The sequence below is a fragment of the Candidatus Accumulibacter sp. ACC005 genome (assembly GCF_907163215.1).
GTDB lineage: Bacteria > Pseudomonadota > Gammaproteobacteria > Burkholderiales > Rhodocyclaceae > Accumulibacter > Accumulibacter regalis.
In genome coordinates, this window is the sequence record NZ_CAJQUB010000004.1 from 410,123 (window position 1) to 422,213 (window position 12,091).

At 63.6% G+C, this 12,091-nt stretch carries 10 protein-coding genes and 1 pseudogene; 8 read left to right on the forward strand and 3 right to left on the reverse strand.

Annotated elements, in window-relative coordinates; all coding sequences use genetic code 11:
• The first annotated feature begins 32 nt into the window (after positions 1-32).
• From QZ613_RS04805 to QZ613_RS04835, 7 genes and pseudogenes are all read left to right on the forward strand, one after another.
• On the forward strand, positions 33-1,211 hold the full coding sequence (locus QZ613_RS04805; RefSeq protein ID WP_043565514.1) for a MaoC family dehydratase: 1,179 nt from the start codon (positions 33-35) through the stop codon (positions 1,209-1,211).
• A gap of 2 nt (positions 1,212-1,213) precedes the next feature.
• Entirely contained in the window at positions 1,214-3,232 is a 2,019-nt protein-coding gene (locus QZ613_RS04810; protein WP_291981660.1) for a protein meaA, read from the forward strand.
• A 7-nt stretch (positions 3,233-3,239) separates the two neighbouring features.
• Positions 3,240-4,238, forward strand: coding sequence for a methylmalonyl Co-A mutase-associated GTPase MeaB (locus QZ613_RS04815; RefSeq protein ID WP_291981662.1), 999 nt, complete (start codon positions 3,240-3,242; stop codon positions 4,236-4,238).
• Between the two features lie 32 nt (positions 4,239-4,270).
• Positions 4,271-5,503, forward strand: a pseudogene (gene ccrA / locus QZ613_RS04820) (crotonyl-CoA carboxylase/reductase); the annotation flags it as partial.
• A 159-nt stretch (positions 5,504-5,662) separates the two neighbouring features.
• On the forward strand, positions 5,663-6,025 hold the full coding sequence (locus QZ613_RS04825) for a CBS domain-containing protein (RefSeq protein WP_291864514.1): 363 nt from the start codon (positions 5,663-5,665) through the stop codon (positions 6,023-6,025).
• Between the two features lie 166 nt (positions 6,026-6,191).
• Entirely contained in the window at positions 6,192-7,169 is a 978-nt protein-coding gene (locus QZ613_RS04830) for an NADPH:quinone oxidoreductase family protein (protein ID WP_291981664.1), read from the forward strand.
• A gap of 241 nt (positions 7,170-7,410) precedes the next feature.
• Positions 7,411-7,860 carry a MaoC family dehydratase gene (locus tag QZ613_RS04835; RefSeq protein WP_043565482.1) on the forward strand — a complete coding sequence of 150 codons (450 nt, stop codon included), beginning with the start codon at positions 7,411-7,413 and terminating at the stop codon, positions 7,858-7,860.
• Positions 7,861-7,917: 57 nt separating this feature from the next.
• On the opposite strand, the gene QZ613_RS04840 is transcribed toward QZ613_RS04835, so the two are convergent.
• Positions 7,918-8,730: a ferredoxin--NADP reductase gene (locus tag QZ613_RS04840; RefSeq protein WP_043565483.1), complete on the reverse strand. Its 813-nt coding sequence runs from the start codon at positions 8,728-8,730 to the stop codon at positions 7,918-7,920.
• A gap of 288 nt (positions 8,731-9,018) precedes the next feature.
• On the opposite strand from QZ613_RS04840, the gene QZ613_RS04845 reads away from it, so the two are divergent.
• Complete coding sequence (locus QZ613_RS04845; RefSeq protein ID WP_291981667.1) at positions 9,019-10,620, forward strand: hypothetical protein; 1,602 nt, start codon at positions 9,019-9,021, stop codon at positions 10,618-10,620.
• Here the strand turns inward: QZ613_RS04845 and QZ613_RS04850 are convergent.
• Both QZ613_RS04850 and QZ613_RS04855 read right to left on the reverse strand, forming a co-directional pair.
• Entirely contained in the window at positions 10,592-10,849 is a 258-nt protein-coding gene (locus QZ613_RS04850) for a MoaD/ThiS family protein (RefSeq protein WP_043565487.1), read from the reverse strand. The two genes, QZ613_RS04845 and QZ613_RS04850, sit on opposite strands and share 29 nt — an antisense overlap.
• 12 nt (positions 10,850-10,861) lie before the next feature.
• Positions 10,862-12,061: a glycosyl hydrolase gene (locus tag QZ613_RS04855; protein WP_291864418.1), complete on the reverse strand. Its 1,200-nt coding sequence runs from the start codon at positions 12,059-12,061 to the stop codon at positions 10,862-10,864.
• Positions 12,062-12,091: the final 30 nt, after the last annotated feature.

Sequence of the window (12,091 nt, forward strand, 5' to 3'; positions counted from 1 at the left end):
GCACGTAGTCACGCCAAAAGGAAGATCCCATGATGCAAGCGATTCGCTTTCGTGCGCAGGCAGAACTGGCTGGAAAAGTGAAAGTGAACCTGCAGCAAGTGCGCTATCCCCACTACGGCCGCTATCTGGAGGAGTTCGTACCGGGGCAGGTGTTTGTTCACCCGCGTGCCTTCACCTTCTTTCCTGCCCAGATGGAGGCCTTTGCCCGCACCTACATGCAGTGCAATCCCCTGTATCTCAACGACCAGTACGCCCGCTCCAGCGGCTTCGCCGGCCTGCTGGCTTCGCCGCAGATGGTGTTCAACGTCGTGCTCTCGCTAGGCGTGCAGAACGATTCGGAAAAGGCGATGGCCAATCTCGGCTATTACGATGCCCAGTACCTGCGGCCGGTCTATCCGATGGATACGATTCGCTCGCTGACCAAGGTCATCGAGCGCAAGGAGCGTGGCGCCGGCAAGCCGGGCATCGTTACCATCCGAACGCTGGGCATCAATCAGGACGACCAGGTCGTTCTGCAGTACGAGCGCAAGATCATGGTCGCCGGCCAGGGCGATCGTCCGCCGACGACGCCATTGCCGAAGGCGACGGCGATGGCGGCCTTCCCGTGGGTCGACGAGGCCGAGGTCGCCCTGCCGGATTTCCCGGAGTCGTTCGCTTCCGGCCTGACCGGCCCCAACTCCTACTTCGAGGACTTCGCCGTCGGCGAGATCATTGTCCATGCCAATGGCCGAACCATCACCGATGAACATCTATCGCTGACCTACGCGGTGGGCAATACGCATCCGCTGCACTTCGATCGCGTCTTCAGTTCCGGCCTCTCCGGAAAAATGAGCGGTGATCCGATCGTCTATGGCGGTCTGGTCTTCGCCTGGCTGGAAGGCCTGGCCAGTCGCGATGTCAGCGAGAACAGCGTTTGGGAGCTGGGTTTTACCGAGGGTTACCACACTCAGCCGTGCATCGGCGGTGATACCGTCGCCGCCCTGTCGCGCGTATTGGCTGCCGAAGATGCGCCGGGCGGGCTGGGCAGCAAGCTCGGTATCGTCACCTTTCAGTTGATCGGCGTCAAGAACCTCAGCGCCGCCAACGCCTTGGCCGAATACGGCGAGGACCTGTTCGGCAAGGAAAACGACAAGAAGGCGATGGACAAGGAGAAGATCGATGCGAAGATTTTTGAGATCGAGAGACGTCTCCTGATCAGGAAAAGGGGTTAGTCATGGATTCTCGCCAAACGAAACGCGATCGCCCCTGGTTGATGCGCACCTATAGTGGACACAGCTCGGCCAGGGCGTCGAACGCGCTCTATCGAACCAATCTGGCGAAAGGCCAGACCGGACTGTCGGTGGCCTTCGATCTGCCGACACAGACCGGCTACGACGCCGACAATCCGCTGGCGCGAGGCGAAGTCGGCAAGGTCGGGGTGCCGATCTCGCATATCGAGGACATGGATCAGCTGTTCGACCAGATCCCGCTCGATCAGATGAACACGGCGATGACCATCAATGCCACGGCGCCATGGCTGTTGTCGTTGTATATCGGCCTGGCGCAACGACGGGGGATCGATCCCGGGCAGCTGAGCGGCACGACCCAGAACGACATCATCAAGGAATATCTGTCGCGCGGCACCTACATCTATCCGCCGGGTCCGTCGATGCGGTTGATCGCCGACACCATCACCTACACCATCAAGCACGTGCCCAAGTGGAATCCGACCAATATCTGCAGTTACCACTTGCAGGAGGCGGGGGCAACACCGGTCCAGGAGCTGGCCTATGCGTTGTGCGCGGCGATGGCGGTTCTGGACCGGGTCCAGGCGTCGGGAGAAATCAAGACGGACGAGTTTTCGCAGGTCGTCGAGCGCATCTCGTTCTTTGTCAACGCCGGTATCCGCTTCGTCGAGGAGTGCTGCAAGCTGCGCGCATTCGGCGAGATGTGGGACGAATTGACGCTGGGTCGCTACAGGGTCGACGATCCGAAGCTGCGCCGATTCCGCTACGGCGTGCAGGTGAACTCGCTGGGGCTTACCGAGCCGCAGCCGGAAAACAATGTGCAGAGAATCGTTCTGGAAATGCTGGCGGTGGTTCTTTCCAAAGGCGCGCGGGCGCGCGCAATCCAGCTTCCCGCCTGGAACGAGGCGATGGGCCTGCCGCGCCCCTGGGATCAGCAATGGGCGCTGCGCATGCAACAGGTGATGGCTTTCGAAACCGACCTTCTCGAGTACGAGGATATTCTCGACGGCTCGCCGGTGATTGCCGCCAAGGTCAAGCAACTGGTTGAGGGCGCCAGAAAGGAGATCGCCAATGTCGAAGCGCAGGGCGGGATCATTGCCGCGATCGAATCGGGCTACGTCAAGCGCGAACTGGTCGCCAGCCATATGCAGCGCTTGCGCGCCATCGAGTCGGGCGAACTGAAAATCATCGGCGTCAACTGCTTCCAGGAAAGCGCCGAATCGCCGCTGACTCTGGGCAGCGACGGTGGCATCATGAAGACCGATCCGTCCGCCGAGCGCGAGCAGATCGAACGGCTGCAGGCGCATCGGAAAAATCGCAACGACGCCGACGTACAGGCCGCCTTGCAGGGGCTCAGCGACGCCGCCAAGAGCGGTGAAAATATCATGCCCAGTTCGATTCGCTGCGCCATGGCGGGGGTCAGTACCGGCGAATGGGGCGATTCGCTGCGTGCCGTGTTCGGCGAGTTCAGGCCGCCGACGGGTATCGATATTGCCATCGACAACCGCGCCGTACTCGGCAAGAAGGATGAGGTCACCGAGTTGCGCGCCAGAGTCGCCAGTACCGGTGCGGCCGTGGGCCGTCCCTTGAAGCTATTGGTCGGCAAACCCGGGCTCGACGGACACTCCAACGGCGCCGAACAGGTTGCCGTCAAGGCCAGGGACGTCGGCTTCGAGGTGGTCTACGACGGCATACGGCTGACGCCGCAGGAGATCGCTCAGGCGGCCGAGGAGGAGGGCGTACATATGGTCGGCCTGTCGATTCTTTCGGGAAGTCATATGGAACTGGTGACTTCGGTTCTCGAGGAGCTGCGCGCGCGCGACCTGGCGACCGTTCCGGTGATCGCCGGTGGGATCATCCCGCTGGAGGACGCCAAGAAACTCGCCGCGCAGGGCGTCAGCGCCGTCTATACGCCCAAGGATTTCAATCTCAATACGATCATGGCCGACATGGTCGACGTGATCCGCGAAGCCAACGGTCTGGCGCGGCTGGGTCCGCTGCCCTGACCAGCAGATGACCCCGGCAGCGCTTCCCGATCCCGAACAGTTGGCTTTACGCATCCTGCGCCGGGAGCGTGCGGCGGTGGCCCGAGGCTTGAATCTGCTCGACAACAAGTTGGCGGAAGCGCGCCAGTGCTCGGTACGCTTGCTGGCAGCGCTTTCCGGCGAGCATTCGCTGAATGGGGGCCATCTTATCGGTATCACCGGCCCGCCGGGCGCCGGCAAGTCGTCACTTGTCTCGGCGATGATTCGCGAATGGCGTCGCGCGGGCAGGACGGTCGGAGTGCTTGCCGTCGACCCGTCGAGTCGGCCCGAGTTGGGTGGCGGCGCCTTGCTTGGCGATCGAATTCGGATCAAGAACGCGGCGCACGACGAGGGCCTGTTCATTCGCTCGCTGGCCAATCGCAACCAGTTGGGTGGCGTGGCGACCGAGGTCTGGCCGATGAGCTGGTTGATGCTGGCCGCGTTCGATATCGTCGTCGTCGAGACGGTTGGCGTTGGGCAAACGGAAATCGATATTGCCGAGATCGGCGATACCGTCTGTTATGTGGCGCAGCCGGCCTCGGGGGATACGATCCAGTATCTGAAGTCGGGAATCATCGAGATTCCGGATATTTTCGCCGTCAATAAGTCCGACCTTGGCGCTGCGGCGTACAAGACGGCCGGCGAAATTGGCCGCAGCGCTTCCCGGCAGGATCGCCGGGACGATTGGGATTATCCCGTGTGCCTGGTGAGCGCGACGATGAATACGGGGATCACCGAGCTGCATGGGAATTTTGATAGACACCGAAGCTTTCTCGCGCATGCGGGCCTGCTGCAAAAGTTGCGCACCCGCCACCAGAGCGCCTGGGTAGTGCGTGTGTTGAAAGAGGAATTCGGGACTTTTGGCGTCGAGCTTATCGGTGGCTATGCTGAAATCGGCAAGCGCCTGGAGGCGCAGTATGGCAATCAATTCGAAGAATGCGAGCGAATGCGGCAGCAGATTATTTCCAGATTCAAGTCGTCAGATTGATCAAGTAGTTCAACCAACGAAGGAGCATCCTGATGAGCAAGAAACTCTATGAAATAGGTGATATGCCTCCCCTGGGCGAAGTTCCGGAACAAATGCACGCCTGGCTGATTCGCGCCGAGCGCTTTGGCCAGCCAACGGCGGCGTTTCAGAAGGAAGTGGTGACGACGCCGTCGATTGCCGACGATGAGGTTCTCGTTTACGTGATGGCGGCAGGAATCAACTACAACAACGTCTGGGCGGGAATGGGAGTTCCCGTCAATGTGATCGGCGCTCGCAACAAGGCTGGCGAAACGGAGGACTTCCACATTGGCGGCAGTGATGCATCCGGAATCGTCTACGCGGTGGGAAAGGACGTGACCAACGTCAAGGTGGGCGACGAGGTGGTCATGCATTGCGGCATCTATGACCGCAACTGCCCGTGGGTCAAGAAAGGCGGCGATCCGATGTACTCGCCTTCCTTCAAGATCTGGGGTTACGAGACCAATTGGGGCAGCTTTGCCCAATTCACGAAAGTGCAGGCGCAGCAGTGCATGCCCAAGCCAAAGCACATGAACTGGGAAGAGGCCGCTGCCTATACCCTGGTCGCGGCAACTGCCTGGCGGATGCTGCACGGCTGGGAAAGCAGTTCAGTCAAGAAGGGCGACGTGGCCTTGATCTGGGGTGGCGCGGGAGGCCTGGGCTCGATGGCCATTCAGATCGCCAAGGCGGTCGGCGCGACTTCGGTGGCCATCGTCTCGGGCGAGGACAAGTTCGACTACTGCACGAAGTTGGGCGCCAAAGGCTGCATCAACCGCAATGACTTCGATCACTGGGGCATGCTGCCGCACTGGAAGGACAGCGCCGGCTACGCCAAGTGGCTGAAGGGAGTGCGCGGCTTCGGCGCGAAGATCTGGGAAGTGCTGGGTGAGAAGAGGGCGCCGAACATCGTCTTCGAGCATCCCGGCGAAACGACCATTCCGACGTCGATTTTCGTTTGTGAAACCGGTGGCATGGTGGTGGTCTGCGCCGGTACCACTGGTTACAATGCGACGGTCGATTTGCGCTATCTGTGGATGCGGCAGAAGCGTTTGCAGGGTTCGCACTTCGCCAATACCGTGCAGTGCAACGAGATGAACGAGTTGGCACTGAGCGGGCAACTTGATCCCTGTATGTCGCGGGCGTTCACCTATGAAGAACTGCCGATTGCCCATCAGCTGATGGCCGACAACAAACACCCGCACGGCAACATGTCGGTGCTCGTCGGTGCCGCCGAGTTCGGTCTCGGGGCCAGCGGCAAGCCGGCAGTGGCGATGGTCCATCCGACGCTGCCCAAGGGCGACGTGCACACCTCGCCGGCGCCTTACCCGATGTCCACCCCGCTGCCTGGCATTGCCGAGGGCGAGCCGATCACCATTGCCGACGACGGCAGCAAGGTTCGCGACTTGATGCATCGTGGCATTATTTCCTGCGCGCCGGACGAGACTGTCGGAGCGGTGGCCAAGATCATGGTCGGCAACGAGATTCATGCGGTGGTGGTCATGGATGCGCAGGGCGCTGCCGTCGGCGTCGTGTCGCAGACGGATATGGTGCTCGCGCGGCAGGGCCGGACTCCGGACCAGGCACGCTCGCTGCGGGCCAGCGAAGTCATGACTCCGGGTTGCGCGACCTGCGATGCCGATATGCTCCTGAGCGACGCTGTCAGCCTGATGACCGGCCGGCGCATGCATCGTCTGGTGGTCACCGAGAAGGGTCAGCCGGTCGGGGTCATTTCGATGACCGACGTGGTGCGCAAGATCATCGGCGACTAGTGGATGGTCGGTCGTCAGTAGTCAGCAGCCACGGCTGGGCGCCAGCTCGATCCACCCCGGCGCCTGGCCTCGTCTCTCCCTGCCCAGGCAGGGAAATCGGCAAAGACCCTTCTCGTCCCTGGCGACGGGGAGGGGCTTTTCCCTGCAACGACGGAGGGGTTCCAACGTGCGAGCCATCGTCTGCCATGAACTGACCGGTCCTGCCTCCTTGCGCCTTGAGGAGCTTGCCGAACCTCGCCCCGGTCCTGGTCAGGTGCGCATCGGCGTGCGCGCCTGCGGCGTGAATTTTGCAGATAGCCTGATTACCCGCGGCCAGTATCAGAAGCAGCCACAACTTCCCTTCAGTCCGGGCTTTGAAGTATCCGGCGAGGTGCTGGAATTGGCCGCTGGTGTGGAAGGTGTCGCCCGTGGCGATCGGGTCCTGGCCATGACGCCGTGTGGCGGTTACGCCGAGGAGGTCGTCGCCGATGCGAACCGCTGCCTGCAGATCCCCGCGGAAATGTCCTGGGAGCATGCGGCGGCATTCCCGGTGGTGTTTGGCACGTCGCATATCGCCTTGTGGCATCGGGCACGCCTGCAGTCCGGCGAGACTCTGGTGGTGCATGGCGCTTCGGGCGGCGTTGGCTTGACCGCCGTCGCCATTGGCAAGCAATTGGGCGCGACGGTCATTGCCACCGCCAGCAGCCCGGAAAAACTCGCGCTGGCCGCTGCGCACGGCGCCGATCATCTGCTTGATTCCAGCTGCGAGGATGTTCGCGAGCGGATCAGGGAACTGACGGCCGGTCGCGGTGCAGACGTGGTCTACGATCCGGTCGGCGGAGAGCTATTTACCGCCTCGCTGCGCAGCATGGCCTTCGAAGGACGCATCCTGGTCATCGGCTTTGCCGGTGGCAGCGTGCCGCAGATTCCCGCAAATCACCTGCTCGTCAAGAATGTGGATGTGATGGGCGTCAACTGGCCGGCTTATGCCGAGCTCAATCCGCGGGTGATGACCGAGAGTCTTCAGACGCTTGTTCGCTGGTATGTCGAAGGCGCCATCAAGCCGCATGTCTCGGCAAGCTATCCGCTGGAAGAGGCGCTTGCGGCGCTCGATCAGGTGGTGACCAGAAAATCGACGGGCAAAGTCGTTATCACGACCGCGTGAGCTGCGCCGCCCTTCGCGGAAGTCACAATCCTCGAGAGATATGACGATGGAGGCTGCGGTTTGACCAAGGTTCGCGTATCAAGGATACTCGTTTTCGTGTCATCAATATTCCTCTTCCTCGCCGCATTCCCGTCCGAGCTGTCGGGAATGCGCGAAGAAACTCACTGGCGCGGGCGATAGCAAGCGCCATTTTCCCTGGGCACGGCGTCACCGTGCTGATAATCACCCTGAAAGGCCTGTCATGAATCCCCAGAACGGTTACGATATTGAAGACCTGTCCGTCGGCATGAGCGCAGAAATCGCCAAAACGATTACTGATGCCGACCTGGTCCTGTTTGCCGGCGTGTCCACCGACGTCAATGCCGTGCATATGGACGAAGATTTTGCGCGCACGACGATGTTTGGCGGCCGTATCGCGCACGGCATGTTGTCGGCCAGCCTGATCTCCGCGGTGCTTGGCAATCGCCTGCCCGGCCCCGGCTGTATTTACATGAGCCAGTCCCTGCGTTTCCGCGCGCCGGTGCGTCCCGGTGATACGGTGCACGCCAAGGTGACCGTCAAGGAAGTTTTCGCCGACAAGGGCCGGGTGGCGCTCGAGACTGTGTGCACGGTGGGCGACAAGGTGGTCATCGACGGCGATGCGATGTTGATGCCCACCTCACGCAGCAAGCGCGAAGCGGCCGGCAAGTAAGTCGTCTGGCGGCGCCGGATGCCTGGTATGGCGCGCTGGCGAACTGCCTGCGGGTCCTTACCAGTACTTCTCGAAAGCCATCTGCCCGGTCACTCCGCGACGACCGGTGGCAAAGCCGCGCTTGCTCAGCAATTGCCGCAGTGTAAGCGCCATAGCCGGGTTGCCGCAGATCATCAGGCGCGACGTTTCGACACGGAGCGGCGTGCCCGCGGCTTCCTCGAGGTGCCCGTCTGCGAAAAGCTCCGGGATGCGCGTGGAAAGAGTCGTCGCGCCCGCTTCACGCGTGACCACGGGAAGATAGGTCATTCTCGCCCTGCCGCGGGCGGAAGTGTCGTCGGCGGCCAGCGCGTCAAGTTCCTCGCGATACGCAAGTTCAGCCGATCGGCGCACGCTATGGACGACGATCAGCCGCTCGAAGGCGCGCCAGACGGCGGCATCGCGGACGATGGAAACGAATGGCCCAATTCCGGTTCCGGTGGCCAGCATCCAGAGCTGGCGACCGGCGGCCAGCTGCGCGGTGGTCAGAAAACCGAAGCTGGAGCGCTCGACATCGATCGCATCGCCCACGCGCAGCCGTTCGAGGGGGCCTGAAAAGGCGCCTCCAGGGACCAGTACGGCGAGGAACTCGAGGCTGTCGTCGGCAATTGCCGAGACCATCGAAAAGGGTCGCCAAACGATACCGCCGTCGGTGCTGAGGCCGAGCCGCGCGTATTGTCCCGGCGTGAACCGGAAGCCTTCGTCGCGAGAGGTGCGAAACGAGAGCAAGGTCGGCGTCCAGTAGCGCACTTCCAGTACCCGTTCTGTGGTCCATTTCTGCGTGTCGGCGGCCGCGGGACGGATCGGTGTTTGCGGGTCTAGGGACAGGTTCATGGCGTACCTCCGGGAGCTTCCACCTCAGGCGACAACGACTCTTGCGGCGACCGACGCCGCCGGTCGCCGCTTCGTCATCGCTCGGATCTCGATTCGGCGTGCCGCGTGACGCGGGCCTGACTGCGCGCTCACAGGCTATGGCATCGCTGAAGATACAGAGTTCATGCGACTTCGGTGGCGAACTTTCAAGCTCATCTTCCGGCCATATCGCTTACAGGTCGCCGCAGTCACTGCCGATCCTCGGGTCGAAGTCCCTTTCCAGCTGCGGTAATGGTCGAGGGTTGAGAAATGGCTAATCAGAGCGGTGCCATGCTTTTCGCAATGCTTCTCGGTGTGCTGCTTGCCGCAGCGGTGGCCTGGGGGGTGGCCGGTGCCTATCGGCGGCACATGCTTGCACTGATGCGCAAGGCCGCGCCCCCGGACGCAGCACATGCGATGTTCACCGAGCGGGGGACGTTGCCGGCGCGGCACCCGCCAGCACGGCTCGATCTCGCTGCCAATCGGCGTGCCGCACTGCGCTTCCTGCTGCTGCTTTCCACGCTCAGTCTGCTGATCGGCGTCAGCCAGTCGTGGCTGGCCCTGCTTTTCGTCTACGATCGCGGCGGCGCCTTCTCGCTGAATCGCTTGCTGGTGCTGGGCGCCGTCTATGCGTGGCCAATGGTCATGGGCTGGGGGCTGGTGCTGCGCTGGTCGTGGGCGAGGGTGGTCGCCGGCATTGCCGCGTACATGCTGGCTATGAGCGTGCTGGTGATGTTGACGTCGAACGCGGCGCAGACGATTGCCGGCGTCGGTGCCTGGCTTGCCGGGGTGGTCGCCATCCCCATGCTGGTGACCCTGGCCATTGCTGCCAGTGGACGGATTCGGGCCGTTGCTCCCTACCTGCTGCCGTTCTTTCTCCTGCTTTCCGGCGCGTCGGTTGCCGCCGTGCAGGCGCTGGCGATCGGCGTCGAATCCGCGCCCGCCTGGCTGACCGGCATGGTCGAAATTGTCGGGGCCTGGGGAACGCTGCTCACTTTCGTCCTCGCGCCGTGGCTACTGCTCGCCTGGCCGGTGTATGCCCTGGGCCGCTGGCTGGCGCGTGCCTACCGGGGAAAGCGCTTTTCAGATCTCGGCTACCTCTTCGCCGCCTATTGGTTCGTCATCCTGGCCGCCAGTGCTCTACCCGCCCTGCAGACTGTCGGCCTGGTCGGGCTGACGCAGCTGTTGCCCTGGCTATGGCTGCCGATCGCCTGGCGCGTGCTGCCGCGCTGGCTGGCGCAAGCGGCGCCACCCTCGCCACCGACGCTGCTGGTGCTGCGCGTCTTTCAGCGCGACGCGCAGGTCGAGCGCCTCTTCGACAGCATCGTCGAACGCTGGCGGCTGAGCGGCAACACGCTTCTCATCGCCGGCACCGACCTGATCAGCCGCACGCTGGATCCGGATGACCTCTTCGCCTTCCTCAATGGCCAGTTGGCCGGCCGCTTCATCGCCAGCGAAGCGGAGATTCCCGTGCGCCTGGCGGGCCTGGACCTGCAACCCGATCCCGATGGCCGTTACCGGGTCAACGAATGGTATTGCTTCGACAGTACCTGGCAGCCCGCGCTGCGCGCGCTGGTGCAGGCCAGCGACGTGGTGTTGATGGACCTGCGCGGCTTCACGCCGGAAAACCAGGGCTGCCGCTTCGAACTGCGCGTGCTCGCCGCGGCTTCCCACCTGCGCCGAGTGCTGCTCCTGCACGATGGCCAGACCGCCGGCGCGGCGGCGGCGGCCGAATTCGCCGCTGCGCCGGCCGATCGTTTCGTCTGGCTGGAGGCCGGCCGTTTGAACAGCCGCAAGACCGGCGAGGTGCTGGCGGCCCTATTCGGCGCCGCTCCGCCGCCACTCAGCCACCACTCAGCGCCTGCACGATGATCAATTCGCCGCTCGCGGGCAGCGGCTGCGCGAGGTCGCGTAGCTGCTCGCCGTTGAGGAAGAAGCGGATGTGCCGTCGTATTTCCTGCTGCTCGTCGATCATGCGGAAGCGAATCCCCGGGTAGCGGCGCTCGAGGTCGGCGAGCACGGCGGCCAGCGTCGCACCGCCGGCCTCGACCTCGCCGTGTCCGGTGTACGAGCGCAATGCGCTGGGGATCAAGACTTTCACGGGTGCTCGGCCCTACGCCAGGAGTGCGCTTTCGACGGCGTAGATTTCCGGCAGGTGGCGGGCGATGCATTGCCAGTGCAGTCCTTCGTCGCGGCTCATCCACAGCTCGCCGCTGGTGGTCCCGAAGTAGAGGCCCACCGGGTCGAGGCCGTCGGCGCTCATCGCCTGGCGCTTGACGGTCCACCACGCCTGGCTGCTCGGCAGGCCGGCATCGAGACGTCGCCAGCTCTGGCCACCGTCGCGTGTCGCATAGACCGCCGGCTTGCCGTCCGGACTGGTGCGCGGCCAGACCGAGGTGCCGTCCATCGGGAAGACCCAGGCGGTGTCGGCATCGCGCGGGTGTACGACGAGCGGAAAGCCGACGTCGCCGACCTCTGCCGGCAGGTTCCTGCCAATGTCCAGCCATTGCTCGGACGGTCGGTCGAGGCGGAAGACGCCGCAGTGGTTCTGCTGATAGAGGCGGTCCGGCTGGCTCGGGCAAAGGCGGACGCAATGCGGGTCGTGGAAGGTCGGGTCGGCGCGATCGAAGCCTTCGACGACCTTGAGCTGGTCGAGCAGCGGCTTGAAACTGAGGCCTCCGTCGACGCTCTCGTGCACGCCGCCACCCGACATCGCCAGGTAGAGGTGCGCGGCGTCGCGCGGGTCGACGATGATCGAGTGCAGCTTTGGCCCGTCGGGAGTGCCGTCCTGTACGCTACCCATCCACCGCCGGTATTGCGGGTCGTCGTTGATGCACGAAAACGGCGCCCAGCTGACGCCGCCGTCCCGTGAACGGAACAGTCCCTGCGGCGAGGTGCCGGCGTACCAGACCTCGGGCTGGTCAGGATTTCCCGGGGTCAGCCAGAAAGTGTGATCGACCGTGCGCCCGGGAAGCCCTTCACCATCCTTCGCTGCGGAAGCGAAAGCTGGCGGGTGCCTCGCTTCGCTCCAGCTGCGCCCGAGGTCGGTCGAGCGGAAGATCGTCGGACCGAGGTGGCCGGTCTTGGCCGCCGCGAGCAGCGTCCTCCCGTCGCGCGGGTCGAGCACCAGGTGGCTGATGATGTGGCCGAGGAAATGCGGGCCGTCGACTCGCCAGCGTTCGCGGGCGGCGTCGGAGTGATAGAGCCAGGCGCCCTTGCGCGTGGCGACGAGCAGGACCACCGCGCGCTCGCCGGGCGCAGAGGCGGCCGGCTCGTCGGCGGGAGTTGAGAGGGCGGTGTTGTCATGGGTCATTGGCGATCACTCCTGGTTGGCTGTTGCGGC